Origin of the sequence: Mycobacterium pseudokansasii, assembly GCF_900566075.1 — a bacterium.
Classification (GTDB): Bacteria; Actinomycetota; Actinomycetes; order Mycobacteriales; family Mycobacteriaceae; genus Mycobacterium; species Mycobacterium pseudokansasii.
The window spans coordinates 329,428-355,463 of record NZ_UPHU01000001.1 but is presented as its reverse complement, the minus strand read 5'-3'; the positions used below and the strand labels follow the sequence as shown (position 1 = coordinate 355,463).

Annotated in this window: 19 protein-coding genes and 5 pseudogenes; 6 read left to right on the top strand and 18 right to left on the bottom strand. The window is 66.4% G+C overall.

The window, feature by feature from the left end; translation table 11 throughout:
- Positions 1 to 86: 86 nt before the first annotated feature.
- A pseudogene (locus tag EET10_RS29425) lies at positions 87 to 1,019 on the top strand (hypothetical protein); the annotation flags it as partial.
- A 6-nt stretch (positions 1,020 to 1,025) separates the two neighbouring features.
- Here the strand turns inward: EET10_RS29425 and EET10_RS01625 are convergent.
- Complete coding sequence (locus EET10_RS01625) at positions 1,026 to 1,301, bottom strand: hypothetical protein (RefSeq protein ID WP_136622872.1); 276 nt, start codon at positions 1,299 to 1,301, stop codon at positions 1,026 to 1,028.
- Between the two features lie 103 nt (positions 1,302 to 1,404).
- Between EET10_RS01625 and EET10_RS01620 the strand changes: the two are divergent.
- Positions 1,405 to 1,629 (top strand): annotated as a pseudogene (locus EET10_RS01620) (alpha/beta hydrolase fold domain-containing protein); the annotation flags it as partial.
- Between the two features lie 65 nt (positions 1,630 to 1,694).
- Here EET10_RS01620 and EET10_RS01615 read toward each other — a convergent pair.
- Genes EET10_RS01615 through EET10_RS01605 form a run of 3 tightly spaced genes read right to left on the bottom strand, consistent with a single transcriptional unit; the run spans position 1,695 to position 5,208 of the window.
- Positions 1,695 to 3,017: an amidohydrolase family protein gene (locus EET10_RS01615; RefSeq protein WP_063468289.1), complete on the bottom strand. Its 1,323-nt coding sequence runs from the start codon at positions 3,015 to 3,017 to the stop codon at positions 1,695 to 1,697.
- Positions 3,011 to 4,168: a CoA transferase gene (locus EET10_RS01610; protein WP_063468288.1), complete on the bottom strand. Its 1,158-nt coding sequence runs from the start codon at positions 4,166 to 4,168 to the stop codon at positions 3,011 to 3,013. Before EET10_RS01610 ends, EET10_RS01615 begins: the two co-directional genes overlap by 7 nt.
- A 29-nt stretch (positions 4,169 to 4,197) precedes the next feature.
- On the bottom strand, positions 4,198 to 5,208 hold the full coding sequence (locus EET10_RS01605; protein ID WP_063468287.1) for a MaoC family dehydratase: 1,011 nt from the start codon (positions 5,206 to 5,208) through the stop codon (positions 4,198 to 4,200).
- A 78-nt stretch (positions 5,209 to 5,286) separates the two neighbouring features.
- On the opposite strand from EET10_RS01605, the gene EET10_RS01600 reads away from it, so the two are divergent.
- Positions 5,287 to 6,414, top strand: a complete 1,128-nt coding sequence (locus EET10_RS01600; protein ID WP_425461701.1) for an acyl-CoA dehydrogenase family protein — start codon at positions 5,287 to 5,289, stop codon at positions 6,412 to 6,414.
- Positions 6,415 to 6,496: 82 nt separating this feature from the next.
- Positions 6,497 to 6,904 (top strand): CD225/dispanin family protein, encoded by a 408-nt coding sequence (locus EET10_RS01595; protein WP_036399140.1) that lies wholly within the window; start codon positions 6,497 to 6,499, stop codon positions 6,902 to 6,904.
- 38 nt (positions 6,905 to 6,942) lie between these two features.
- On the opposite strand, the gene EET10_RS01590 is transcribed toward EET10_RS01595, so the two are convergent.
- The 5 genes from EET10_RS01590 to EET10_RS01570 form a co-directional block, all read right to left on the bottom strand.
- The gene (locus EET10_RS01590; protein WP_122501841.1) at positions 6,943 to 7,896 is read right to left on the bottom strand and encodes an enoyl-CoA hydratase/isomerase family protein; all 954 of its coding nucleotides are present in this window, start codon (positions 7,894 to 7,896) and stop codon (positions 6,943 to 6,945) included.
- A 3-nt stretch (positions 7,897 to 7,899) separates the two neighbouring features.
- Positions 7,900 to 9,429 carry a fatty-acid--CoA ligase FadD4 gene (fadD4, locus tag EET10_RS01585; RefSeq protein WP_036399144.1) on the bottom strand — a complete coding sequence of 510 codons (1,530 nt, stop codon included), beginning with the start codon at positions 9,427 to 9,429 and terminating at the stop codon, positions 7,900 to 7,902.
- Positions 9,430 to 10,041: 612 nt separating this feature from the next.
- The gene (locus EET10_RS01580; RefSeq protein WP_244601805.1) at positions 10,042 to 10,560 is read right to left on the bottom strand and encodes a NifU family protein; all 519 of its coding nucleotides are present in this window, start codon (positions 10,558 to 10,560) and stop codon (positions 10,042 to 10,044) included.
- A gap of 47 nt (positions 10,561 to 10,607) precedes the next feature.
- Entirely contained in the window at positions 10,608 to 12,521 is a 1,914-nt protein-coding gene (feoB, locus tag EET10_RS01575) for a ferrous iron transporter B (RefSeq protein ID WP_099187920.1), read from the bottom strand.
- Entirely contained in the window at positions 12,518 to 12,802 is a 285-nt protein-coding gene (locus tag EET10_RS01570; protein ID WP_122501840.1) for a FeoA family protein, read from the bottom strand. Before EET10_RS01570 ends, feoB begins: the two co-directional genes overlap by 4 nt.
- A 222-nt stretch (positions 12,803 to 13,024) precedes the next feature.
- On the opposite strand from EET10_RS01570, the gene EET10_RS01565 reads away from it, so the two are divergent.
- A complete protein-coding gene (locus EET10_RS01565) occupies positions 13,025 to 13,372 on the top strand; it encodes a hypothetical protein (RefSeq protein ID WP_063468285.1) in 348 nt (115 codons plus the stop codon).
- 371 nt (positions 13,373 to 13,743) lie between these two features.
- On the opposite strand, the gene EET10_RS01560 is transcribed toward EET10_RS01565, so the two are convergent.
- The 5 genes and pseudogenes from EET10_RS01560 to EET10_RS32100 all read right to left on the bottom strand — a co-directional run.
- Positions 13,744 to 15,567 carry a phosphoenolpyruvate carboxykinase (GTP) gene (locus tag EET10_RS01560; protein ID WP_122501839.1) on the bottom strand — a complete coding sequence of 608 codons (1,824 nt, stop codon included), beginning with the start codon at positions 15,565 to 15,567 and terminating at the stop codon, positions 13,744 to 13,746.
- Positions 15,568 to 15,768: 201 nt separating this feature from the next.
- The gene (locus EET10_RS01555) at positions 15,769 to 17,331 is read right to left on the bottom strand and encodes a hypothetical protein (protein WP_244601804.1); all 1,563 of its coding nucleotides are present in this window, start codon (positions 17,329 to 17,331) and stop codon (positions 15,769 to 15,771) included.
- Positions 17,328 to 18,395, bottom strand: a complete 1,068-nt coding sequence (locus EET10_RS01550; protein ID WP_099187918.1) for a hypothetical protein — start codon at positions 18,393 to 18,395, stop codon at positions 17,328 to 17,330. Before EET10_RS01550 ends, EET10_RS01555 begins: the two co-directional genes overlap by 4 nt.
- Before the next feature lie 141 nt (positions 18,396 to 18,536).
- Positions 18,537 to 18,740 (bottom strand): annotated as a pseudogene (locus tag EET10_RS30390) (STAS domain-containing protein); the annotation flags it as partial.
- Between the two features lie 103 nt (positions 18,741 to 18,843).
- A pseudogene (locus EET10_RS32100) lies at positions 18,844 to 19,398 on the bottom strand (reverse transcriptase domain-containing protein); the annotation flags it as partial.
- A gap of 738 nt (positions 19,399 to 20,136) precedes the next feature.
- On the opposite strand from EET10_RS32100, the pseudogene EET10_RS01540 reads away from it, so the two are divergent.
- Positions 20,137 to 20,445 (top strand): annotated as a pseudogene (locus EET10_RS01540) (ISAzo13-like element transposase-related protein); the annotation flags it as partial.
- A 46-nt stretch (positions 20,446 to 20,491) separates the two neighbouring features.
- Here the strand turns inward: EET10_RS01540 and EET10_RS01535 are convergent.
- From EET10_RS01535 to EET10_RS01520, 4 genes are all read right to left on the bottom strand, one after another.
- A complete protein-coding gene (locus EET10_RS01535) occupies positions 20,492 to 22,030 on the bottom strand; it encodes an FAD-dependent oxidoreductase (RefSeq protein ID WP_063468279.1) in 1,539 nt (512 codons plus the stop codon).
- A complete protein-coding gene (locus tag EET10_RS01530) occupies positions 22,027 to 22,533 on the bottom strand; it encodes a hypothetical protein (protein WP_063468278.1) in 507 nt (168 codons plus the stop codon). The genes EET10_RS01535 and EET10_RS01530 overlap by 4 nt, the downstream gene beginning before the upstream one ends.
- A gap of 139 nt (positions 22,534 to 22,672) precedes the next feature.
- Positions 22,673 to 25,591, bottom strand: coding sequence for an MMPL/RND family transporter (locus EET10_RS01525; protein ID WP_099187916.1), 2,919 nt, complete (start codon positions 25,589 to 25,591; stop codon positions 22,673 to 22,675).
- A complete protein-coding gene (locus tag EET10_RS01520) occupies positions 25,588 to 26,034 on the bottom strand; it encodes an MmpS family transport accessory protein (RefSeq protein WP_244601803.1) in 447 nt (148 codons plus the stop codon). The genes EET10_RS01525 and EET10_RS01520 overlap by 4 nt, the downstream gene beginning before the upstream one ends.
- Between the last annotated feature and the right edge of the window lie 2 nt (positions 26,035 to 26,036).

The following is a 26,036-nucleotide window of genomic DNA, read 5'->3' as shown; positions in this document are numbered from 1 at the left end:
TGTGACCGACGCGCATCCCTCATCGCGTCTCATCGCGGCGATGGTGGAGCCGAGACCTTGGCGGCGACGTATGCACACCCGCGAACGGCGGCCACGGCGGACTACTCATCGGCAACGGCGGCAACGGCGGCGCCGGAGCGGCCGGGTTGTTCGGCAACGGAGGCAACGGCGGCGCCGGCGGACTGTTCGGCAACGGAGGCAACGGAGGAACCGCGGGGACCGCTGGCGGATTCGGCGGTAACGGCGGCAACGGCGGCGCAGCCGGACTCTTCGGGAACGGCGGCAACGGCGGAGCCGTCGGAACCGCCGGGATCGGCGGTAACGGCGGTCACGGCGGTCACGGTGGCCTGTTGTATGGCAACGGGGGCAACGGGGGCAACGGCGGCGAGGGTGGGGCTGGTAGGGCTGGTGGCGGTTCTGGGAACAATCAGATTGGCGGGAGTGACGGGGCAGGTGGGGCTGGTGGCGCTGGTGGCGCTGGTGGAAGCGCGCGATGGTTCGGTGATGGTGGTGCCGGCGGGGCCGGCGGGCAAGGCGGGGCCGGCGGTGGTTCCGGACAAGTTATGTACGCTACCGGTGGTTCTGGCGGGGCCGGCGGTACTGGCGGGGCCGGTGGTGCCGGCGGCCTCTGGATAGGATCGGGTGGCTCCGGAGGGGCCGGTGGTAGCGGGGGCACCGGCGGGAACTCTTGCGGCGGCGCCACTGGGGGATCTGGAGGTAACGGCGGCGCTGGAGGAGACGGCGGTATTGCCGGACTGATCGGAAACGGTGGGGAAGGCGGCAATGCCGGCCACGGCGGGATTGGCGGCCTGGGTGAATGGAAGGGAAGCAATGGGGCCGGTAATACCGGTGGCGCCGGCGGGAATGCGCTGTTTGTCGGTAACGGCGGCGCGGGCGGAGAAGGGACCGGCGGCTTCGCGGGCGGCGCCGGAGGCACCGGCGGGCGACTGTACGGCGACTCCGGATCGGATGGGTTGACTGAGCCCGGCTCTTCACCTATTGAGAAGGTTCGTAAGTAAGTCGAGTCAGGCGGCGATGCGGACCGAATTCGGATCGCGAAAAATCCCCCGACCAGGCCCCGGGACTGTCTGCTTATGCAGCCTGTGCGGAGTGTTGGTGGCGCTGGTCTTGAGATCGTTATTGCTGGTGACGCCGGTCTTGTCGACCGGCCGTGTTTTGACGTTCTTCCACATCCACTCGTCGGCGTGAGTTCGGGCCACTACCCCGGCAGGAAGAACAGTTCGAGCTTGTCGTTGGCGGAGGCAAGAAATTGCTTGAGGCCGCCGGATGAGGATGGCCATGCCAGTCAAGGCTTTCGCTTTGGCCTGAATTCACGGATGAACAGGCTCCGTGGTGGGTGTCGGAACGAGGAAAGTGCCGGGGCCGCCCCGACCGCGCCGGTGAGCACGGATCTGGATCGGCGTCGGCACCCATGACCTGTTTCACGACGAGGACCTCGACCATGCCCGGCGGTTGGAAGCCGCCGGGGTGCCCTGTCGGGTCGACCTGGTGCCGGGCGCGGTCCACGGCTTCGACGTGGTAGCACCGAAATCCCAAGTGTCACAGCGATTCTTCGCTAAGGCTCAGAAGTGCGGTGTGCTGCGGGCGGCGCTGACGCAGGTGGGTTGATCAGCGCCGAATGGAATGCCACGGCGAAATTCCGGCGGGGCGGGGCCCGGCTTTTCGCCGTGGCGTTACGCTCGCGGGCAATCCGGGCCGCTGGTATAGGCGATCTCGCCGCCGACGATGGTTGCCGTCACCAGGCCGGCGTCCAGCTGAGCCAGCACCGTCGCGGGCGGGGGCGACAGCACGCACAGGTCCCCAGGTTGCCCCGCCGCAACCGTGCGCGCCCGCCCCGGCTCATCCGGGTGACCCAGAAACATTGTCAAGGCTGTTCGCGCCGGGACGCATTCATCGGGATTGAGCACGGCCCCCCCGGTTGTGGCGCGATGCACCGCGGCGCGCATGGCCGCCCACGGGTCGCCGCGACCGAACGGCATATCGGTCGACAATGCGACCGGCACTTGCGCTTTCAGGAGCGACGCAATTCGCCAGAGCTGATGAAGCTCGACGGCCGGGATCTCGGCACGGTACTGATCACCGCGCTCGGCAACGAAATTGGGCTGAGTCACCACGGTCACCCCGAGATCGCACAGGTCGGCCACGTTGTCGTCGGGCACCACGGCGGCGTGCTCGATCCGATCGAGCTGATGGGTGCCGGCAGCGCGCAACGCCGCGATGGTCACCACCAGCTGAGCCGCGGTCACGCAGTGCACGGCCACCGGGCGGCCGGCGTGGTGGCAGCCGGCGATCCAGGTCGTCAGGGCGTCCAGATCCAGCCGATCGTCGTGCAAGATCTTCTTGCCTGGCGCCAGGAGCCGCACTCGCGGCCGGAATTCGCCGCGGCGATGCGCCGTCAGCAACGAGTCCATGTCGTCGGCACCGAGATCCGGGGTGGCGTCGGTGACTCCGGTGACGCCCATCGAGGTGAGCCGATCGCTCAGCCGCGCAAGGTCGATTTCGCGCCGTGGCAACCCGTCCGGCCAACCGGAATCGGCGCTGGGCAGCCGACCATCGGGGTGGCCGGCCAGGCCGACGCGGCCCAGTGCCGCGGAGTTGAGAATCCACTGGGCACCACTGCGATGCTGGATGCGCAGCGGAATATCGGGAACCAGCGCATCGAGCACGTCGCGGTCCAACCGCCCGGCGACGGACTCGTGGTATCCGATCGCGCGGATCCACCCGTCGGAGCTTGGCATGGCCATCGACAGTGCCTGTGCCAGCATCCTTTTGGTCAAGACAGCCGGTGGTCCGAGGAGTAGCGAATCCAGCGCCGCGGCCGCCGAGCGCAGGTGCACGTGGTGGTCGTGCAGGCCGGGCAGCACCGTCCCGCCGGCTGCGTCGAGAACCCGTTCACCCGGCGCAGCGACCAGGCCGTCGCCGACTTCGTCGATCAAAGCGCCCACCCGGATGTCGGTCCTGGTCCCGTCGAGCAAGGTCGCCCGCCGAATCAGCATGGCCGCGCGAGTCTTTGACCGACGAGGCGGCGCACGGCGTCGTTGTCGGCGCCGCGTTCGGCGGCCGCCCCGCACGGCGGCGGCGGCGACGGTGGCAGCGCCGGGTACGTCGATGCCGATGCCGTCAGTGGTAATGCCGCATAGCTGGCGGCGACGGAAGTCAGGGATACGTGGATGAGTTCGCCGCCGCCGCGGCCCAGCGATTCGGTGATCGCCTGGCTTGCCTCGATGCCGGCCAGCGGGTCGGCGATGGCGTCGCCGCAGAACACCGGCCCGTCGGCAGCGGATCCGACGAGTCCACCGGCCACCGCGGCGTCGTCACCGAATGCCGGCCGGCCGGGCTGTTCGCCATAGCCGTTGACGCGCAACCAGATTCGCCCGGGCCGCGGCGCAATGTGGTCGGGTCCGAGGCGTCGTCGCGCCAACGCAGCGGGCCGTGAACCCTCGATCACGATGTCCGCGACCGTCAACAGCTGCCGCAGCTCGCCGGCCTGTTCGTCGAAATCGAGGCAGTACGAGAGTTTTTCACCGTTGATCCAATCGAAGAAGGCGCGGTCGCCGGCCCTGGTGCCGTCGGGACGGCGCGGGCTTTCGATTTTCACGACGGTCGCCCCGGCCCGGGCCAGCAGCTGCCCGCAGAGCGGACCGGCCCACATCGACGACAGGTCGGCGACGAGCAGGCCGGCCGGTCCGCGCACCGCTCCGCGCGGCCCGACGCGACGAATCCGCGGCGGTGCGGCCGTTGCCTCGCCGAGCGCCGCGGCGGGGATGTCGAGGAGCTGGGTCCGATCGATGATCGTGGACCGATGCGACGTCGCGACCCATCGCTGCAGGGTGGGCCAGGGGTCTTCGGGCAGCCGATCGACCTGCAGCAGCGCGGGAACGGCGGCGACGTCGTCGGGGCGCGACAATGTGATTGCGAGCCAGCCGTCGGCGGCCGCGACCAACCGGGTGGCTCCGCCGGCCGACACCCGGCCCCGGCGGGTCAGTCCCAGCAAGCCGGCCCGCCCGGTCAGCAGAGTGGCCGCATGGGCGGTGATCGTCTCGGCGCGGCTCAGCACGTTGGCGCGGGAGAAGTCGGGCGGCCCGCCGGGCAGACCGGTCAAGTAGGCCAGCCCGCTACTCCCCCACCTGGCCAGGGCGCAGCTCACCCTGCCGAGCGTAATGCTCGCGCGGCGGTTCAGAACTGCAGCGCGGTGAAGCGCCAGTCCAGCACCTGCCGGTCCGGCTCGGCGGCGTCGCTGACGGCGTAGACCTGCGACCGCAGCCCCAGCACGCCGCCGTTCCCGGTGGGCTCGGCGGACTCGACGTGCAGCGCGCTATAGAGGGTGTCGCCCTCGCGCACCGGCCCGGTGTGGTCGCAGTGTTGCCAGCCCAGCACCGCCACCAGATTCGGCAGCAATCGGCAGGCCTGCGCGAACGCCAGCCCGATGGTGTGCCCGCCGTAGACCAGACGCCGCCCGCCGACACGCGAATCATGGTGTGTCGCGGCAATATTCAGGGTGAGCCGGGCCAGCTCGGGTGCGCTGCTGACCAGGTCTGCGGTGCTGTGCAGGACCGAACCCGCAATAGCGGCGTCGAAGTGCGGACCCGGCACCCGGTTGCGGAAGGCCTCGGCGTCCCAATGGGCGGTGGGGTCGACGGCCGGTCCGGTCACGTCGGCGCCGATGGTGGACAAATCATCGCCGGGGGCCTCGGGACGGTCAGGCCGCCAATCCGGGCTCGCGGGCAGCATCGCGCACCGGTAGAAGTCGAGCACCAACCGATCGGCCTGGTCGACGGTCGTCATCCGCAGCGCCGCCAGTCCTGTTGGGGCGCGGCCCGGTTTGGCCGCGTTGGCCCGCAATCCGACCACTTCGGTGCGCGTGCAGACGGTGTCGCCGATCACCGGGAACCGGTGAAACGTCAGCCCCCGGTAGAACAGGTTGGCTTTGACCCGCTGAGTCACCAGGGTCGACTGCCCGATCGCCACGTCGCACACCAGGCCCGGGTGCGCCAGCGGTGCGGATGCGCCGATCACCGCCGCGCACAGCTCCGCGTCCAGGGCCAGCCGCAGCCGGTCACCCACGATTGCCTGATGGGCCGCGGCCAGCCCCGACGACAGCGTCATCGCCGGTGCCCAGTCGAATGTCTGGCCTACCGAGAGGTCGTCGAAGTAGGGGCCGCCCGGGCGGGTGTCCGCGTATGTCACAACGCCACATGCTGGCAGCCGGTCGAAGCGAGGGTCAATATGACACGGGTGAGCAATGAGCTGAATCACGAAGAAGCGATGCTGGTCGACACCGTGCGGGCCTTCATCGACCGCGATGTGAAACCGAACGTCCGCGAGGTGGAGCACGCCAACGCCTACCCCGAGGCGTGGATCGAACAGATGAAGCGGATCGGCATCTTCGGCCTGGCGGTCCCCGAAGAGTACGGCGGGTCGCCGGTGTCGATGCCGTGCTATGTGCAGGTCACCCAGGAGCTGGCCCGCGGCTGGATGAGCCTGGCCGGGGCGATGGGCGGGCACACCGTGGTGGCCAAACTGCTGACGCTGTTCGGTGCCGAAGAGCAGAAGACGGCGTATCTGCCGCCGATGGCCACCGGCGAGCTGCGGGCCACCATGGCGCTCACCGAGCCCGGCGGCGGCTCAGACCTGCAGAGCATGTCGACCACCGCGCTGGTATCCGAAGCGGGCGGCTTGCGGATCAACGGCGCCAAGACCTGGATCACCAACGCGCGCCGCTCCGGGCTGATCGCGTTGCTGTGCAAGACCGATCCCAATGCCCTACCGCGCCATAAGGGAATCTCGATCGTGCTGGTCGAGCCCGGACCGGGCCTGACGGTGTCGCGGGACCTGCCCAAGCTGGGCTACAAGGGCGTCGAGTCCTGCGAGCTGTCCTTCGACGACTACCGGGCGCCGGTATCGGCGGTTCTGGGAAACCGTATGGGGGAAGGCTTTTCGCAGATGATGAAGGGCCTCGAAACGGGCCGCATCCAAGTGGCGGCCCGTGCCCTGGGGGTGGCAACCGCGGCGCTGGAAGACGCGCTCGCCTATGCCCAGCAGCGGGAGAGCTTCGGCCAGCCGATTTGGAAGCATCAGGCCGTCGGCAACTATCTGGCCGACATGGCAACCAAACTCACCGCCGCCCGCCAACTGACCCGCTACGCCGCCGAGCGCTACGACAGCGGCCAGCGCTGCGACATGGAGGCCGGAATGGCCAAGCTGTTCGCCTCCGAGGTGGCGATGGAGATCGCGTTGAACGCGGTGCGCATCCACGGCGGCTACGGCTACTCAACCGAATACGACGTCGAACGCTATTTCCGCGATGCGCCCCTGATGATCGTCGGCGAAGGTACCAACGAGATCCAGCGCAATGTGATCGCCGGACAACTGGTGGCCCGGGGCGGCATCTAGCCGGTACCCGGCCGGCCGGTGCTGTATATTTGCCTGACTTCGCCCAGGGAACCCAAGGGTAAGGCACCAAAGGAGGGCAGCCATGAGTTATCCGCCAGGGCCGTACGGAGGTTCCCCAGAGTGGCAGGGCCAGCAGCCGGGCTGGCAGGGTCAACAGCCGCAACCCGGTTGGCCGGCCGCGCAGCCGGGCTATGCGCCAGAGCCGGATAACTACCTCGTCTGGGCGATCCTGGCCACGATCTTGTGCTGCCTCCCGTTCGGGATCGTATCGATCGTGTACTCCACCAAGGTCTCCGGGCTGTGGGCCCAAGGCCGCTACGCCGAGGCTCAGGCCGCATCCGCCAACGCCAAGAAATGGGCGATAATCAGCGCGATCGCCGGGGCGGTCATCGGTGTCATCGTCGGGGTGATTTACGTGATCCTGATTGCGGTGGCCGTATCAGTCGATCACAACGTGCCCTCCACTGTCACCACCTATTCCGGCTACTGACCGAGGCGTCCCAACGTTGAGCGCCAGCAGGTCTGCGCCTAGCCGGCGCCCGCCGAAATGGCGTCTACCAGGCCCCAGGCCAGTGCGGTCTCGGCGTCGATAGTTCGGCCGGAAAGCACCAGATATGCCGTGCGCCAGCGTCCGATCCGTCGGGTGATGCTGACGGTGCCACCGGCGCCAGGGATCAGCCCGAGGCCCAGTTCCGGCAGCCCGAACACCGAATCGGGCCGGGCCACGACCCATCCGCAGAACGCCGCCATCTCCAGCCCGCTGCCCAGCACCCGCCCGTGCACCTCGGCCCGGCACGCCGGGCCAAGCCTTGCTCTGAGTTCGTCGAGCACCAGCGCCGGACTATGCCGGGTGCGGGCGAAGTGCGCACTTACCGGATCGGCAAAGGTGCCGAACTCGGCAAGGTCTCCACCACTGCAAAACGATGGGCCGTTGCCGCTCAACACGATTCCGGAGACTGACGGATCCAGCTGGGCGATGGTCAGCGCCTCCAGCAGTGCGGCGCGCACATCGGTGGAAAACGCATTGTGTCGTTGCGGCCGGTTGAACCGGATACGCAGGGTGTCCTCGTCGCGCTCCACGAGCACCGCGTCGGCCGTGCCGGGAGCGGTGGCCGGGCCGCGATCGTCGAGCCAGCGCGCGAATTCCGGTCCGGCCTGCAGGGTCGAATAGGCCAGTGATTCGGTGACCACGCCGGCCAACGTCGCTCCGGCGGGATCCAGAGCACGCAGCACGTCGTCGCACATGGCGCTGGCCTGCGGCCAGCGTTGGCAGCGCCGCGTCACGTCGGCCAACGCCTCGGGCACCGACGCCACGCTGACCACCCGGCGATCGCCAGATGGCTCGTCAGTAAGCGTGAAAGTCGCTGTCTCCAGCCAGAATCCATCCGTAGGCGAGCCGTGAGCGACGATCACGCCGGGTGGCGAGGCCGCACCGGCGTCCCGCTCATCCGCGGGTTTCGACAGGTCGACGACACGCAACATCGGTCAAGCCGAATACTTCTCGATCAGCCCGTCCTTGTAAAGCTTGCCGGTGTCGGTGCGCGGCAACTGCGCCTCGAAACCGATGGCCTTCGGACATTTGAAGTGCGACAGGCGATCCCGCAACCACACCAACAGTTCAGCAGCGAATTCCTCGGTTGCGTCCGCTGGGTCGATGGTCTGCACCGCCGCCATCACCCGCTGCCCCATCTCTTCGTCGGGGACACCGAAAACCGCCGCGTCGAGCACCTTCGGGTGCGTCACCAACACGTTTTCGGTTTCCTGCGGGTAAATGTTGACGCCGCCGGAAATGATCATGTGATGGCGCCGGTCGGTCAGGTACAGGTACCCCTGGTCGTCGAGATAGCCGATGTCGCCCACCGTCACCCAACCGCGCTTGTCGCGCGACGCAGCGGTTTTCGACGGATCGTTGAGATATTCGAAGGAGTATCCACCCTCGAAATAGATCTCGCCCGGCTGGCCCGGCGGCAGTTCGTTGCCGTCGGGGTCAAGGATATGAACCGCGCCCTGCATCGGCTTGCCGACCGAACCGGGGTGCGCCAGCCAATCCTCGGCGGTGATCAGCGTGGACCCGATGGCTTCAGAGGACGCGTAGTACTCGTCGACAATCGGCCCCCACCAGTGCATCATCTGCATCTTGATCTCGACCGGACACGGCGCCGCGGCGTGCATCACCCGCTTCAGGCTGGACATATCGTACGAATTACGCACCGAATCAGGCAGTTTCAACATCCTGGTGAACATCGCCGGTACGAACTGGCCATGCGTCACCCGGTAACGCTGGATGGCGTCGAGTGCCGACTCGGGATCGAACTTCTCCATCACCACCGTGGTGATACCGCCGGCCTGGGCGCTCATCGACCACACCGACGGGGCGGTGTGGTAGAGCGGCGCCGGGCTCAGGTACACCGATTCACGGTCCATCCAGTAATCGATCAGCACCGACATCATCCCGGGCGCCTGATCCGGTGGGACATGCGGTAATTCGCGTTTGATTCCCTTGGGCCGGCCGGTGGTTCCCGACGAGTACTGCAGCAGGTCGCCTTCCAGTTCGTCGTTGATCGGTGTGCCGGGTTGGCCGGCAACGCATTCCGGGTATCGCTCCCAGCCCGCCAACTCGCCGTCGGCGATCATCAGCAGCTCCGGCAGCCCTCCGGGAAGATGGCCGGCCAGACCCGCGCAGGTCTCGCGCAGCGCCACGGACCCGACAATCGCACTGGCGCTGCTGTTGTCGACGATGTAGGCCGCCTCGGCCGGGGACAGGTGGGTGTTGATCGGCACGTAGTACAAGCCGCTGCGGCGTGCCGCCCACATGACAGCGTGGATGTGCTCGTTGTTCTCCATCAGAATGGCGACGACGTCGCCTTCCCGCAGCCCCGCCTGACGGAATCGGTGCGCCAGTCGATTGGCTCGGGCTTCCAGCTCTGCGAAGGTGACGACGGTCCCGGACGGATGCAGGATGACAGCCGGTTTGTTGGCGCTGTCCCCGTCGCCCAAGTGCTGGCGGATCTGCATGAGCCGACTGTACGTCGCATCCCGGTTACCGGCGCAATAGGGCGCGGTCCCCCGGTGCCGGCCACCTGAGTCGGGCTATCCAGCGTTCATCGATGTCGACTAACCGGCTCTAACGATCCGGCCGCAGCCCCGAGCCAATGAAATGGCCTTGCGGTGCTGGGTATCTCAGCGTCGCCTCGTCGCCACGGGCGAACTTCGGTCGTCAACGGTTAGCCCACCGCCGACCGCCGGCAGCGCCATCAGCTCAGCGCCGCGGCGATGATGGTTAGGTCAGTGGTGGCCAGACTTATCGGCAGGGCCGCATCTTCAGCCGCTAACCGGACACCGGTTGAGGCGTCATACCTAAGAGCCGACGCGACATCGTCAGCGGCCTTCATCGGGTCACCGGCTGCCCAATGTGCCTTTGCAGCGATCTGCCACGGCAATGCGGCGCGGGTCCGGATTAGCCAATTTCGAGTTCGGGGGGCGGCCGCCGTTACGCACGGTGCGCGGAGACAGCGGCGTTGTTCGCGTAACAGCGCTCGCGTCCGTACGCCTCCAGGCCCATCTGGTGCACCGTCAAAGCCAGCACCGTCAAAGCCAGCGTCTGGTTCCGGGCAGATGCGGCAGCACTCAACGAACGACTAGCGAGCGCAGCCTCTTACCTAATACCGTTGCAGTTGAAGGGTTTTCAGGGATAACGGCGACCTCGATACCCGCTCGTCGCCGCAGTTCGCCCTGCAACCTGTCGCGAAGCGTGGACTTCGAGGCGAGGCATCCGCGGCAGGCACCTGACATCCGCACAGTCACGTTGAGACCGACAACGGAAACCAGTTCAATCGACCCGCCGTGCGAACTGGCAAGCTCCCCGATCGGACCGGCGAGCACTTCCTCCGCGATCGTCGTCAACTGAGCCTCGGAGCTCATTGATTGGCCGACCCGCCAACCGGCCGGGTCCACCAGCGCCTCGGTGAGCGCCGTGCGAATATCGTCTCCCACCTCGCGCCAGCTACGGGTTTCGCCGACGGTGATCAAGATATCGGTGGCGCACACGACGATCTCGGCGATCAGTCCACTCTTCAGTAGTGCGCCCAGACTGCCCGGTGCGTGCTGGACAATGCCGAGGGGTGGCAGCCGGTCCGGTGCGACCACCCATCGCAGTTGTCGCGGATTGCCGGTGGCGGTGGCGTGCAGGGGGATCATGCACCCAGGCCAATCGCGATCGATCTGGCTGCGAACGCCGCTACCCAGGCGAGACCGAACATGTAGGAGAATGCGACCGCAGGCCACCGCCAGGAGTTCGTTTCGCGGCGCATCACCGCGACGGTAGACATGCATTGCAACGCGAAGACGAAATACGCCAGCAGCGCGATAACAGTCGGCGCGCTGAACAACTTATGGCCGTCGTCGTCCGGGAGAGCAACCAGTGCTCCGTGCGGATTGTCGGGGTCGGTCGCCGCCGACACCTGACCAATGGCTGACACGAACACTTCGCGCGCCGAAAAGGATCCCAACAGTGCCACATTGATGTGCCAATCGAAACCGAGTGGTTTGAATACTGGCCCAATCGCCTTCCCGACGTCGGCGGCGTAGCTATGGTCCATCACATACGTGCTGGCCTGCGTCTGCGACATGTGTGCGGTCTCTGCCGCAGGCGCCGGCAGATTGAGCAGCACCCACAGCACCACCGACGTGCCCAGGATGATGGTTCCCGCCTTGCGCAAGAACATCTTCGCCGAATCCCACATCGCGTTGAGCAGGTTCCTGGGCGACGGAAAGCGGTAAGGGGGAAACTCCATCGTGAACGGCAGAATATCGCTGCGCAGGATCGTCGACTTGAACACCGAGGCCGCGATCAGCGCCGAGGTCCCGCCGCACAGATAGAGCAGAAACATCACGACACCCTGAGCGCTCAGGCCCCACCAGTGCGTCCGCGGCGACACCAGCATTCCTACCAGCAAAGTGAACACCGGAAGCCTGGCCGAACACGTCATCAGCGGGGCCGTAATGATTGTGGCGATCCGGTCACGAGATGACGGCAGCGTGCGCGTGGCCATGATCCCCGGGATTGCGCAGGCGAACGACGACAGCATCGCAACAAATGCGCGACCTTCCAATCCCGTCGCGGCCATCACCCGGTCCATCAGGAACGCGGCCCGTGCCATGTAGCCGACGTTTTCCAGCAACGCAATCAGCAGGAACAGCAAGACGATCTGCGGGATGAACTGCAGCACCGTGCCGACACCGCCGATGAGCCCCTGGCCGAGCAGACCGCGCACCACATAGTTGTCGATGTGGTCGCTGACCAGTCCACCGAGCCAGCCGAGCACTCGGCCCACCCGGTCCTGCAGCGGCGCGGCGACAGTGAAAACGATTTGGAAGAAGCAGAACATCACCGCAAAGAAGATCGCGGCGCCCCATAGTGGGTGCAGCACCACCGCGTCGATCCCTCGCGTGCGCCGATCGGGTTGCGGAGCAACGTAACCGGCCGCGTTGAGCACCGAGGTGCCCCAGGCGCCGACGGCGTCATCCTCGCCCGGGGGCAGCAGCGGGGGACGCTGCCACCGCTCGAAGGACGCCAGCCGATCGCGCACCGTTTCGACGCCCACGCCGCGGTTCGCAATGACCGCGACGACCGGGATGCCCATCGCCGTCGACAAGGCGTCGACGCCGATGTCGCCGCCGCGGGCGCTCAATTCGTCGGTCATCGTCAGCGCCAGCAGACACGGCAGGTCAAGCCGCAGCACCTGCGCCACCAGGACAACGGACCGGTGCAGCGTGGTCGCGTCGGCCACAATGACGATCGCGTCGGGGCAGCCCGTGTCAGCCATCGCGCCGGCCAGTACGTCAGCCACCACCTGCTCGTCTGGGCTAATCGGGTCGAGACTGTAAGTGCCGGGCAGATCCTCAACCGCGATCTCGATGTCACCGGACTTGGCGATGCCGACGCTGCGCCCGACTGTGACACCCGGATAGTTGCCGGTCTTGGCGCGTAGTCCGGTCAGCTGGTTGAACACGGTCGTCTTGCCCGCGTTCGGACTGCCAACCAGGGCTACCCGTGGCGCGGCGGCAGTCGAAATCGCGGCACCGCTTTTCTCGTGACAGGTCGTCATGCGCCGTTTCCTGGGTCAACTTCGATCAGCTGTGCGTCCCGCCGCCGCAGGCACAGTTCCGTGTCCTGAACCCGGTAGATAGTCGGGTCACCCAGTGGGGCGCGCCGAATTACCTCGACGACGGAGGCCGCCCGAAATCCCAACTGCCGCAGCCGCCGTGCCAACACCGAAGGCGCTCGCGGCACCGTTCCCACAATGGTTGCCCGCTGGCCCGGCCCCAACTCGGTAAGCGCGATCGCCGAACCCGATAGCCGAGGCGGGCGCGGCGCTGATTTTGGCATTCTCGTCCTCCGAAGTAATAAGTGTCGCCTTAGTAAGGTACACCTAACTTCGTTTGCGGCCATGGCCCGCTTACCCAGATGGGCACCGAAGCCGCGCCCGGGGGCGACTGCGGCAGCGGGCCAACCGGGCCACTGTGGGGTCATATCGGAACGTGCCTACCAGCCTTGTACCCTCTTCATGGGTTAAAGGTAGGCTACCCTTACTTAGTCCAAGGAGAGTCGATGGCTTTGCCGATCAACCGATCATCGCATGCGGCAGAATGCACTCGCAGCACGCGGGCGCATCAGGGCACCGCGCCGAATCCCGAGCGCCAGATCCACCGGGCCTGCGGGGACGTGCGCGCCGCACTGCACCAGGCACTCGAGTTACTCTCCGTGGCAACGGCCCCCCGATCCCGCCACGATGACGTGTTCCGGGTGTACAGCGACTTGGGGTATGTCCAGCATCATGTCGCGCTGGCCTTAGAGGCCACCGACCTGCTCGACCAGATGGTGGGCACTCAGCCCGAACACCGGCAGCCCTGGTCGTACTATCGCAGCCGGATCGGTATGAAGTTGCGGGGCACATGAGACAACGGCGAGGCCGACATACACGCCGACCAGCTCAACCGAAGGTCGGGCAACCGATGCAGCGCCATCATCGTGTAGCTCCGCCACGCATGCGTTCCACGCACAGTACCGTCACGCTCGTCGAGCTGTCGCCGCCGAAACTGCGCAAGCGATGTACATCTGACGACACCGCCAACCGAGTTGACCGCTGCTCAACCCAAGAGGCCCCAAACATGTGGTATTACCTGGGCAGCGACAACGGCCACGCCAGTCACAGTGGTTGCAAGCGCGTGCGGCTCGCGCCGCCTTGGTTCAGAAACTCCTGTGGCAGCAGTGATTACCCTGGTCGAGGCCACCGTTGATCCGGCGACCAAATCCAGCAGGGTAGGGTTCTACTCGGCCAGCCGCTCCTTGAGCGCGTCGAACTCGTCTTTGACGCCGGTCGGCAGTTTGTCCCCGACGAAGTCCAGCCACTCCTCGATGAGCGGCAGTTCCGTGCGCCACTCCTCGGGGTCCACCTTCAGCGCCTCGGCCACATCGGCCCGGTCGACATCCAAGCCCTCAAGGTCCAGGTCCTCGACGGCGGGAACGGTGCCGATAGGAGTGCTGCGGCCGCCGGCCTTGTGTTCGATGCGGTCGACGATCCACTTCAATACCCGGCTGTTCTCGCCGAAGCCGGGCCAGAGGAAGCGCCCGTCGTGGCCGCGGCGGAACCAGTTGACGAAGAACACCTTCGGCAGCTTGGACTCGTCGGCATTCTTGCCCAGGTTGATCCAGTGCTGGAAGTAGTCCCCGACGTTGTAGCCGAGGAACGGCAGCATGGCCATCGGGTCGCGACGCACGTTGCCGACCTTGCCCTCGGCGGCGGCGGTCTGCTCGCTTCCCAGAGTCGCACCGATGAACACCCCGTGTTGCCAGTCACGCGCCTCGGTCACCAGCGGAACGGTGGTCTTGCGGCGACCGCCGAACAGGATTCCGGAAATCGGCACGCCCTGCGGGTCGTCCCATTCGGGCGCCAGGATGGGGCACTGCGACATCGGGGTGCAATACCGTGAATTCGGGTGTGCCGCTTTGGTTTCCGTTTCGCGGATATACCAGTCGTTGCCCTTCCAGTCGATCAGGTGGTCGGGCTCGCCCTCCAGCCCTTCCCACCACACCTCGGCGTCATCGGTCAGCGCGACGTTGGTGAACACCGTGTTGCCCGCGGCGATGGTGCGCATGGCGTTCGGGTTGGACTTCCAGTTGGTGCCCGGCGCCACCCCGAAGAACCCGAACTCGGGATTGACGGCGTACAGCCGGCCGTCCTTGCCGAACCGCATCCACGCGATGTCGTCGCCGAGGGTCTCGGCGCGCCAGCCCGGGATGGTCGGCTGCAGCATCGCCAGGTTGGTCTTGCCGCAGGCCGAGGGGAACGCGGCGGCGAAGTAGTACGCCTTGTTCTCCGGAGAGATCAGCTTGAGGATCAGCATGTGCTCGGCCAGCCAGCCCTCGTCGTGGGCCATGGCCGAGGCGATCCGCAGCGAGTAGCACTTCTTGCCCAGCAACGCGTTGCCGCCGTAGCCGGAGCCGTAGCTCCAGATCTCGCGGGTTTCCGGGAAGTGGGTGATGTATTTGGTGTCGTTGCAGGGCCACGGCACGTCCGCCTGGCCCTCTTCGAGCGGCGCACCGACCGAGTGCAGCGCCTTGACGAAGAAGCCGTCGTCACCGATCTTCTCCAGCGCGGCCTTGCCCATGCGGGTCATGGTCCGCATCGAGACGACGACATATTCGGAGTCGGTGATCTCCACGCCGAGCTTGGGGTCCTCGGCACCGAGCGGGCCCATGCAGAACGGCACCACGTACATGGTGCGCCCCCGCATGCAGCCGCGATACAGGTCTTTCATGAGGGACCGCATTTCGTCCGGGTCCATCCAGTTGTTGGTGGGGCCGGCGTCGACCTCGCGTTCGGAGCAGATGAAGGTGCGTGACTCCACCCGCGCCACATCCGACGGGTCGGACAGCGCCAGGAAAGAGTTCGGGTACTTCTCCGGATTGAGCCGGGTGAACGTGCCGGCCTCGACCAACTGATCGGCGAGCCGCTGGAACTCCTCCGCTGAGCCGTCGGTGAAGACAACCCGGTCAGGCTGAGTGAGTTCGGCGACCTCCTCCACCCAAGACAGCAACCCCTGATGATTAGTCGGCGCGGTGTCTAAACCGGGAATGGTCGCTGAGGTCATCGAACTCTCCTGAGATTCTGCTGCGTATCTGCGGCTAGTTGTCGGCTGGTATCGGGCTTCGGGGATCCATCTGGGGTCGGTTTATGCGTTCGCTAGCACGACTGTTGACCCGGTGTGCTTATTAATACAGGTTATCGTGCATCACTTGTCGCGGAAGGCCAGGGCGGGTATAAGCCTCCTCACAAGACCGATTCAGAAGGATCAATATCCTTCACATTTGCTGTTGTTGCTGCCCTCGGCTGCTGGCGCGCCACCAGTAATGCCGACGCCCTCGGATCGGGTGCCAACCGTGGGTATACCCGGTTCGCCCAGTTCTTTACGCACCGCGTCGAGCGCGGCTTGAATGGCGGGCAGTTCCCGGTCCCGCAGGGCGGCGGCTCGCGCCGCGGCGATGGTGTGTTCGCGTAGTTCGGCGTCGATCACGCTGACCTGGTGGGCCACCCGGGCGTGCTCGGCCTCGTCGCGTCCGCTCAGCGCGGTGCTCAGCAGCGACTCGGCGGCCAGCACCCGACCGGCGACCAGTTCGTCCAGCACGCACCTCAGCGCCGCCATCACGTCACCCGTCCAGCGATCCAGCACGGCGCGGTCGCTCAGCAAGGCGCGGGTGTGGACCACCCACAGCGTCAACACCAACCCGACCGCCACACATCCGACGATCCCGGCCCCCGTCAGCCAGGGGTTCAGCCAGGCGTTGAACCGGGGCGCCAGTCCGGCCAGCAACCGGCTCAGCGTCAGTGCCACACCGAGTCCGAAGCCGGCACCCAACACCACCATGAGCCGGGTCTCCAACCGCCGGGACCTCAACGGCGGGGCCGGAAGGGCGACCGTCGGAAGGGTTTCGCCGGGTGGAAGCCCGATGGGCACGCTCAGCGCCTGCGCCACGTCGGCGAGCCTTTGGTGGACGGCCTCGCTCACCTCGGTGAGCGCTCCGGCGACCCGGCCGCGGGTGTGCTCTTCGAACTCGGCAGTCTTGCGCCGGGGCAGGACCGCGATGTCCTCCTGCAGCTCGACACGTATCGATGAACAACGGTTGCGGGCAAAGTAGGACAATTGGACCCGGGCCTGCTGGACCTGACCGCGCAGCGCGATGGCGTGCTCTGTTCTCGACTGACGCCGATGCCGCAGGGCCGCACTGCGTTCCGCACGCAGGGCATCCACCCGCGCCTTGCGGCCGGCGCCTTCGGCGTCGCGCCGGAACCGCTGCGCGACCGTCTGCAGCCGCCATTCCCAGGCACGCAGCCTGTTGCGCCGGGCGATGTCCGGATCGGCGAGCTGACTGAGCAGTACGGCGACCAGGTCGTCCATCCGCGGCTGCCCCAGCTGTGGCGCGGCGGCCGCACCCACCCACGGCACCTCGGCGTAACGAGGCGCATGCGCCGCCAGCGTGGCCCGGTCCGCCGCCAGCAACTCTCGCCAGCGGCGGTGCACGTCGACCTTCGACGCCACCCCGATCACCACGTCGGTGTGCTCGGCGGCGGCATCCAGCAGCGCGCAGTCGGATTCGGTCAGCGGGGCCGCCGCGGAGACTACGAACACCACCGCAGTCGGCGCGTCGCCGGGCGCCAGCTCCGGCGGTTCGACGAACTCATGTTGCGGCGCCCGATGCCGCAGAGCGGCTACCACGCTGCTGACGCCGGCCAGCCAAGGGCCGGTCACCAGCACCACGTTGCGGCGACGGATCACCGGCGGACCCACCTTGGGGCCGATCGCCGCCACCAGCGCGTCGACCCGGGCGGCCGGGTCTTCCCGGGCCGCCCCGATCACCCGTATCCCCCTGACTCGACTGACCCTCCCGCCCGCGACCAGAGCCGAAGCAATCCTCTGACGATGTCGGCACCGCAGGCGGCGTCCACGCGGGCGGCCCGACCACCGCGGGAACTGCGGTGATGCTGCCATCGCATCGCCCGCCGTAACAGCGCAGCCAGATCGTCGGACGCGATGTCTTCCGGTTCGAGGTGCTGCGCGGACACCGCGTCGAGGGCGGCGCTCATCCGGGCGAGCACGGTGTGGTCGCCGGATAAACATCGCGCTATGCGGTCGTCCGTCACGGCCATCGCCTCGAGCGCCGTGACGGCTTCGAGTATGCGGCGATAGCGCGTCGGGCCACCGGCGACCATCACCTGGGCGACGACGGCGTCGACACCGCTGGCCCGGCGCAGCAGGGCCTGTACTCCCGTCGGCGTTGCGCCGCGGCGCACCGCTGCGACGCCAAGTGCCATGCCGAACAGGTCGAGGGCCTCCAGCAGCCGCCTCCGCATCGGGATCGACACCGTGAGCGCCGCCGTCAGGAAGCCGTCGAAGGATCCGTTGAGGCAGTTCAGGCCGTCGGGGTGGGCGGCCAGCGCGCGCAACGCGAGCCAGCAGGCCTCATCGAGATCGTCGAATGCCGCGGCGGCGAGCAGCCCGATCATCGGTACCACGGGAAGACCGACCAGCGCGGAAAAGTGCGCGCAGCGGGTCTGCGCCGCGGCCATCGGCCCGGCCCCGCCGAACCCACTCAGATCTGCCTTGTTCAGCACGATCACCAGCGGCTGCCGGGCCTCGCCCACGGCGGCTATGGCGTCGCGGTCCTCGGGTTTGAGCGCCTCCGCCAGGACGTACAACTGGACGTCGGCGGCGCCGGCCGAGAAGGCCGACGACGCCAGCGGCAGTCCCGCGCCAGCCAGGGCACGCTCCACCGTGCGGCAACCCACCCCCCGGCGCCCGCGGACCGCCACCCGCAGCGGTTCCGCGACGCGCGCGGCGATCGGCTGCACCCGCTGGTCACCGGTTCGGCCAGCGAGGCGCGTCAGTTCGTCGACGAAAAGCCGATACCCCTGCCCCGTCATAGCCTCCTGCTCGGTCGCATGACACCGACACCGAATGGTGGCAGCTGCGCCCCGGCACCGCCAGCCACCCTCGAGCCGGGAGTGTATCTACCCGGTCACGAAAGACCATCAGCTGTCGAAACCGGCCGAATCCGACGACGCTCAGGTGATCGCGGGCGGCGGCGCTGCGGGCTCCACGCTGATCAGTTCGGTCAGACCGCTGATCTGCAGGACCGGCATCATGTGCGAACTCACGACCAGGCGCAGGTGATCGGCGTGCAGGTAGAGGGCGTTGATGGCCTTGCTGTCCAGGTACTCCACCGCGCTGAGGTCGACGGTGAGCATGTCGCCGGTGCTTGCCCAGACCCCGACGCCTGCGATCGATGACGGCACGCCGCCCGAATTCGATCAGCCGCGTCGTCTCTGGATGCAGCCCCAGCCCGAACCCCGCGAACCGTTCGCGTTGCTCGCCGAGGAATCGCCGCGCATCCTCCTCGTATTGAAACCCGACGATGAAGTCATCGGCGAATCGGACGATGATGACATCTCCGTTTGCGTGGTGACGTCTCCAATAGTCGGCCCACAGGTCGAACACGTAGTGCAGGTACACGTTCGCGAGCAACGGCGATGCCGATGCCCCCTGCGGTGAACCCTCCTCGCACGCCGACCACCGTCCATCCTCGATCACCCCGGAGGCCAACCACTTACCGATCAGCCGCCTAATCCGTTTGCCCGCGATTCGGTGCTCGACAAACCTTCGCAGCCAGGAATGATCAATTTGGCCGAAAAAGTTCTGGTTGTCCGCGTCGAGCACCCAGTTCACCCGCTTTCGTTCCATCCCGACCGCCAGAGCGTCCAACGCATCACGCGGGCCGCGCCCCGGCCGGAACCCATACGAGAACCCCCGGAAATCCACCTCGTAGACGGCGTTGAGCACCTCGACGGCCGCTCGCTGAACGATCTTGTCCTCCAGCGACGCGATCCCCAACGGTCGTAAACGACCATCGGGTTTCGGGATGTACACCCGCCTCGACGGCTTCGCCCAGTAACGTCCCGACTGCACCCGACCATGCAGATCCTGAAGGTTGGCCTCTAGATTCCGTCCATAGTCATCCCACGTCACCCGGTCCACCCCCGGCGCCGCCTTCGGACTGATCGCCCAATATGCCGCCCGCAGCCGAAACAGTGTGACGTGATGCAGCAGCGTAGTGAACCGCGCATCCTTACCCCGTCGTGCTACTTCACGCACACGGCCCAGCGCATTAGACGCACCAGCTCCGGCACTGAGTCCGGGATGCGTTTTGCTGTCCGCGTTCCCCCTTGGCTCGCTCCCTTTCCTCCCCCACCTCCGCGGCCGTGGCCTTGTTCGGTGGGTTCGCAGGTACTACGGAGCGATCCGACTTCCCACACTCGTACATCTCAGGCGTACCACCCTGTGCTCCCTGAGCGACCCAGCCCGTGATCAGCAGCCTGGTCAGGGTGGGATCTCCCGGTTCTCGCGTATGGAGGTTCCGTACATGCCATGGATCTTTGACCACGCGGGGTCCACCAACGGCTCGCGAAAGCGCCGCCAGCGATGTTGCCTTCCGCCTCTTGTACAACGTGGGCACCCCGATCGCATCATTTCGCGGCTCAATAGCCCGGCCTGCACGTACCCCCTGTCAACGCTTCGCCACGCCCTCGCGGGTCGTCGACGCATGACGCGGGGCCGCCGCGGGTCGCTAGCCCTTCGGCGTAGAGCTCCTGCATCTCTTCCTCCATACCGGTTTATCCCGGCCGCTTTCACAAGATAGAGCACCGATTATTTGCCCATATCTCGATGAACTGGCGCGGCAGGCCACTGACCAGCCACGAGGTGATCGTCGAGACCATCGCCGCGACCACTACCAGCACCGGACTCACCGTCCGCGCCGAACTCGACGACGGCGAATACCCCAAAGGCATCAAGATCCCCGACAAGCAGATCAAAGCCCTTGAAGCACAAGGCACCCTGGCGCGCCATGCATTCCACGACGAGTGGAACTACACCCTCAACCCCGAACCCCGACACGCCCGAGATCCACTAAGTTAATTCATCACACTCCCTAAGACGGTTGCGGTCGACGAGGAGGGGTCGCTCATGGACTTGTCGGTGGCGGTGCGCCGTCGAATCGAAGGCCCCAACGCTGGACGTAGGCGGTGAGGGGCTGCGGGTCGGAACCATGCATAGCGACTGCGACGTAGCCGTCTGGACGCACGAGGTAGGCGGCGTTGCGCGCCACGCCGGCACGTCTCGCTGTGTCGGTGAAGTTGAATTGGTGGGTAGCCAGTGCCAGATGTTCAGCGGCATCGAGGATCCGGGGATGGGCTTGCCCGTAGACGTGGAGTTGCCACGATAACGAGCGGAGAGGCTCGAAGTTGTCGCCGTCGGCGCTCGGGATCCACGGCAGCCGGTCACCGCCGCGAACGCGACCGGCCTTGCCCGTGTTGAAAGCACAGTCGTGGTAGGAGATGTGGATTTGTGAGAGCGCCTTGAACATCACTCGCCGCGTTACGGCGAATCGCGCGATCAGCGACAGCATGCGCGGCGCAACTTGGCTGCGCAGAAGGCGTGGGGTGCGGCCTTCGTCGACGAGGAACTGGAAGACCCGATCGGTGGTAGCGATCAGCGCTCGGGCGAAGGGAATGCGTTCTTGTTCGTAGGTGTCCAGCAGGGCACTGTCGGCGCGCTCGTGAAGGACCTCGGCGAGTTTCCATGACAAGTTCACCGCATCGCCGATTCCGGTGTTCATTCCTTGGCCGCCCGTGGGACTGTGGATGTGTCCGGCGTCGCCGGCGATGAAGACTCGCCCGCGGCGAAAGTGCGAAGCGACCCGATGATGCACGCGATAGGTGGAGAACCAGTTAGGACGGTCGACCTGTAATCCCAACAACGACTGCACGTGGGCGGCAACGTCATTCCATTTCACAACGGGCTGATGGCGCGCTTGAGATGGCGCCAGCCCGATCAAGCGCTTAGTGCCGGTGGATCGTACCGGCATCATCAGGCCTACCCCCTGCGTGCTGAGGCTGACGTAGACGTCGTTGCCGTGGGCTTCAGGGACGGCGGCGTCGGCGACGTAGAACAGCTGGTCGGAGGTTCCCCCGGGAAATCCGATGCCCAGGCATTCGCGAACGCGTCCGTGGGCGCCATCGCAGCCGACGACGTAGCGGTACCGCTCGGTCGGCTCGTTCGATCCGGTAGCGCCGGTATGCACCTCGACTCCGCCGTCACCGTGATCGATCAGTCGTTGCAGCTCGACGCCCCAGTGCACCGACACACCAACCTCCACCAGGCGGTCGAGCAGGAAGCGCTCGTGCTGATCTTGGGCGAAGCACAAGAGGAACGGATATGGACTGAGCCCGGCTCCCATCTCGGCGAGCGAAAAGCGCGCTGTGTCGTGTTCACCTGCGCGGACGTGGATGGTGGCGGCTTGTACGCCCTGTTCGGCGACAGCGTCACCGAACTGCAGTTGACGGTAGAACTCCAGGGTGCGCGCGTGCACGCCCATTGCACGTGATTCTGGGGTCGGGCCGCTTTTTCGGTCGATGATTGTCACCGCTATTCCGCGCCGCGCCAAGATCAGCGCGCTCACCAATCCGGTGGGGCCTGCGCCCACCACTAGGACGTCTTTCAACGGATGGTCTCCTCACCGGTGTGCTTGCCGAACGATGTTGGCTCGAAGGGTTCTTCGGCGATTTGGCTGTGGGCATTTATTGTGATGTCGCGCAGGCGCGAAGCGAGCCGGGCGATGCGCAGCATCTGCAGGGCGAGGTTGGTGGCTCCCAGCATGGGCAGCAGCCCGATCCAGGTGCGCAGTGAGGGCGGGTGTCCGTGGAGTTGATGCAGGCTGGCGAAGACGTAGAGGCATCCGACCGCGAACAGCGCCGCGGGCAGACAATAGGCCGCCGGGTTGCGGCGGTCGGCAATGAGCTGAGCAGCGAAGTCCCGTTCGTCGGGGCTCAGTGCAGCCCGGCAGCGTACTTTCCTGAGAACCAGGGATGCCGCGCGGTGTTGTTCGCTGACCGGTGTTGGTGGGCGGCGCAGCAGCCGGCGGACGAACACCGCGGCGACGCCAGCAAATAACGCTGCCGCGACGACGGCCACGATGGTCAGTGCGCCGGCGAGGTCGGTGGTCATCGCACCGTTCCCCTGCCAGGCTCGGTTTGTACGCGAGCAGCCGACGCCCACCCGGCCAGGACAGGCGATCGGCGGACCGTTTGGACACGGTGGTGGCGATGGCGCTGGCCGCGCAGGGGTTCGCTGGACGGTGTGGGTGTCATGCTCGGTGCCTAATAGGGTGTGGCGATGCCGGGTCGTCGTCGTCCCAGAGCAGTAGTTGGCGTACTGCGGGGCGGGGTCCGTAGGGGCGCAGCATCTGGCTGCTGGGGCGGGGGCGTACCCGTAGCGGCCACCAGAACCAGCGCCCGAGCAGGGCGGCGATGGACGGTGTCATGAACGCGCGCACGATGAGGGTGTCGAAGAGCAGGCCGAGTGCGATGGTGGTACCGACCTGCCCGATCGCGCGCAGGTCGCTGAACATGAAGGAGGCCATGGTCGCGGCGAACACCAGGCCGGCGGAGGTGACGACCGAGCCCGAACCGGCCATGGCCCGAATAATGCCGGTGTTCAGCCCTGCCCCGATTTCCTCCTTGAACCGCGAGATCAGCAGCAGGTTGTAGTCCGAGCCGACCGCCAGCAGCAAGATGACCGACAGGGCAAGCACGATCCACAGCAGGGGGATGCCGACGAGGTCTTGCCAGACCAGCACCGACAGCCCGAACGACGCGCCGAGGGATAAAGCGACCGTGCCGACGATGACCAGGGCGGCCACCAGGCTGCGGGTGACCGAGACCATGATGAGCAGGATGAGGCTCAGTGCGGCGATGCCTGCGATCATCAGGTCGTATTTCGCGGCGTCGCTGATGTCTTTGTAGGTGGCGGCGGTGCCGCCGATGTAGATGTCGGCGTTGCCCAGGGGGGTGCCCTTGACGGCTTCGGTGGCCGCGTCGCGGATGGCGTCGATGTGGGCAATGCCTGCGGGGGTGGCGGGGTCGCCGTCGTGGGTGATGATCATGCGGGCGGCATGGCCGTCTGGGGAGAGGAACAGTTTGAGGCCGCGTTGGAATTCAGGGTTGGAGAACACGTCGGGCGGCAGGTAGAAGGAATCATCGTTCTTGGCGGCGTCGAAGGCTTGTCCGAGGGCGGTGGCATTCTGCAGGGCGGCCTCGCTTTGGGCGTTGATTCCCGACTGCGTGGCGTAGTTGGTTGCCGCGAGATCGCGGTTGGTTTCCTGGCTGGCGATCTGGGGTGGGATCAGCGCGAGCAGCTGCGGCTGCAGTGCGTTCAGTCTGTCCAGACTGGCCGTGATGTTGCCGAATTGGTCGGTGAGCGCGTCGATTCCGTCGAGCGCGTCCAGGATGGAGCGCAGCGCGGCGCAGATCGGGATGTCGTAGCAATGGCTTTCCCAGTAGAAATAGCTGCGAATCGGTCGAAAGAAGTCGTCGAAGTCCGCAATCTTGTCGCGCAGTTCGTTCACCGTGACAACGGTGTCGTGGAACGCCTGGGTTTGTTCGGCGGTGGCGGCGCTGGCCTGCTGTTGGAGTGCGTATTGCCGTTTGAGGATGCCAATGGTGTTGTCGATCTCGGCGACCTGGGTGAGCAGGTCGTTGGCGCGTGCTTGCTGGTAGGGCAGATTCTGAATCTGGCCGGCGCTTTGGGCGCTGATTTGGAACGGGATGGAACTGTGGTCCAGCGGGGTGCCCAATGGCCGGGTGATGGATTGGACTTGGGCGATGCCTTTGGTGTGGAAGATGGCCTTGGCGATGCGTTCCAGGACGATCATGTCGGCCGGGGTGCGCAGGTCGTGGTTCGTTTCGATCATCACCAGTTCGGGGTTGAGCCGGGCCTGGGAGAAGTGCCGTTCGGCGGCGGCGTAGCCGGCGTTGGCTGGCGCGTCGGCGGGCAGGTAGCGCCGCTCGTCGTAGCTGGCCTGGTAACCAGGTAGGGCCAGCAGGCCCACCGCGGCCACCGCGACGGTCACCACCAGAACCGGTCCGGGCCAGCGGACCACCGCGGTGCCGATGCGCCGCCATCCGCGTGTTTGCATCGCGCGTCGGGGTTCGAGCAGACCGAACGCGGAGCCTACGGCCAGTACGGCGGGGGCCAGCGTCAGCGCGGCGGCCAGGGCGACGAGTACTCCGATGGCGCCTGGGGGACCCATACTTTGGAAATACGGGAGCCGGGTGAAACTCAGGCAGAGCACTGCGCCGGCCACTGTCAGTCCCGAGCCCAAGATCACGTGTGCGGTGGAGCGATAGGTGGTATGGAAGGCGGTTTGTCGGTCCGCACCGGCGTGGCGGGCTTCGTGGTAGCGGCCAAGCAGGAAGATCGCATAGTCGGTACCCGCGGCGATGACGAGCAGGGTGAGCAGGTTAGTCGCGAACGTCGAAAGCCCGATGATCCCGGCGTTGGCCAACAACGCCACCACACCGCGGGCTGCGGTCAGTTCGATGAGCACGGTGAACAGCACCAGGATCGTGGCCACGATCGATCGGTAGATGATCAGCAGCATGACGATGATGACGGCAAGGGTGATCAGGGTGACCTTCGCGATGCCCTTGCTGCCCACCAAGAGTTGGTCGGCGAACAGCGGTGCCGCGCCGGTGACGTGAGCCTTGACGCCGGACGGTGCCGGGGTGTGATCGACGATGTCGCGCACCGCGTTCACCGATTCCAGCGACAGCGTCTCACCTTGGTTGCCGGCCAGATACACCTGCACATAGGCAGCCTTGCCGTCGTTGCTCTGCGAGCCCGCCGCGGTCAGCGGATCGCCCCAGAAGTCCTGGACGTGTTGCACGTGGGCGGTGTCGGCGGACAGCCCGCGGACTAGGGTGTCGTAGTACCGGTGCGCATCGGCGCCCAGGGTCTGCTCTCCTTCGAGCACGATCATCGCCGCGCTGTCGGAGTCGAACTCGCCGAACACCTTTCCCATGCGCTTCATCGCCTGCAGCGACGGAGCGTCCGGAGAACTCAACCCGACGTTGTGGGCTTCGCCGACCTTCTCCAGTTGCGGAACGAACACGTTGGTGAAGACCGCGACCAGCAACCACACGAATGCGATCGGCACCGACCAATCGCGGATGAATCCCGCGATCCTATCGGTGAAAGAACGGTTCTCGGCGCGAGCAGTGGTCACCCGGACTTCTCCAAACAATAGGTGTAGGCGTTGTGTGTGGTGATGGTGCGTTCGTCCTTCACGTCGCCGTCGATAGTGATGCGGCAGCCCAACGAATCGCTGTTGCCCTGAGCGGCGACGTTGGTGAACACCGCCGGTTGGGTCGTCGTGACGTCGTAGGACCACGGCAGGGTGGCGTTATCGACGCGCTGCGGCTGGGCGTTGACGTCGAGGTAGGTGATGGTGGCCACTGCGCCGGGGTCGCCAAAGACTTCGAGGAGCACGCGTTTCGGGCTGGATGCGGACGTGTCGGCGGGCAACGCACCGCCCGCCGACACCGTATGCCCCGACCCGAAGATGCCGTGCAAGCGATATACACACCACCCCGCGACCACGACCACCACCACCGCGAGCAACACCATCCATCCTCGCGAAACCAAACGATCAATCGGCAACCCGCTCACCT

Excerpts from the sequence above, each read along its gene's own strand:
- EET10_RS01560 (WP_122501839.1), bottom strand. The coding sequence starts at position 15,567 with ATGACCTCAGCGACCATTCCCGGTTTAGACACCGCGCCGACTAATCAT.
- EET10_RS01570 (WP_122501840.1), bottom strand. The coding sequence starts at position 12,802 with ATGCCAAAATCAGCGCCGCGCCCGCCTCGGCTATCGGGTTCGGCGATC.
- EET10_RS01625 (WP_136622872.1), bottom strand. The coding sequence starts at position 1,301 with ATGGCCATCCTCATCCGGCGGCCTCAAGCAATTTCTTGCCTCCGCCAA.
- feoB (WP_099187920.1), bottom strand. The coding sequence starts at position 12,521 with ATGACGACCTGTCACGAGAAAAGCGGTGCCGCGATTTCGACTGCCGCC.
- fadD4 (WP_036399144.1), bottom strand. The coding sequence starts at position 9,429 with ATGCAGATCCGCCAGCACTTGGGCGACGGGGACAGCGCCAACAAACCG.
- EET10_RS01595 (WP_036399140.1), top strand. The coding sequence starts at position 6,497 with ATGAGTTATCCGCCAGGGCCGTACGGAGGTTCCCCAGAGTGGCAGGGC.
- EET10_RS01530 (WP_063468278.1), bottom strand. The coding sequence starts at position 22,533 with ATGACCACCGACCTCGCCGGCGCACTGACCATCGTGGCCGTCGTCGCG.
- EET10_RS01565 (WP_063468285.1), top strand. The coding sequence starts at position 13,025 with ATGGCTTTGCCGATCAACCGATCATCGCATGCGGCAGAATGCACTCGC.
- EET10_RS01600 (WP_425461701.1), top strand. The coding sequence starts at position 5,287 with ATGCTGGTCGACACCGTGCGGGCCTTCATCGACCGCGATGTGAAACCG.
- EET10_RS01590 (WP_122501841.1), bottom strand. The coding sequence starts at position 7,896 with ATGTTGCGTGTCGTCGACCTGTCGAAACCCGCGGATGAGCGGGACGCC.
- EET10_RS01615 (WP_063468289.1), bottom strand. The coding sequence starts at position 3,017 with ATGCTGATTCGGCGGGCGACCTTGCTCGACGGGACCAGGACCGACATC.
- EET10_RS01550 (WP_099187918.1), bottom strand. The coding sequence starts at position 18,395 with ATGACGGGGCAGGGGTATCGGCTTTTCGTCGACGAACTGACGCGCCTC.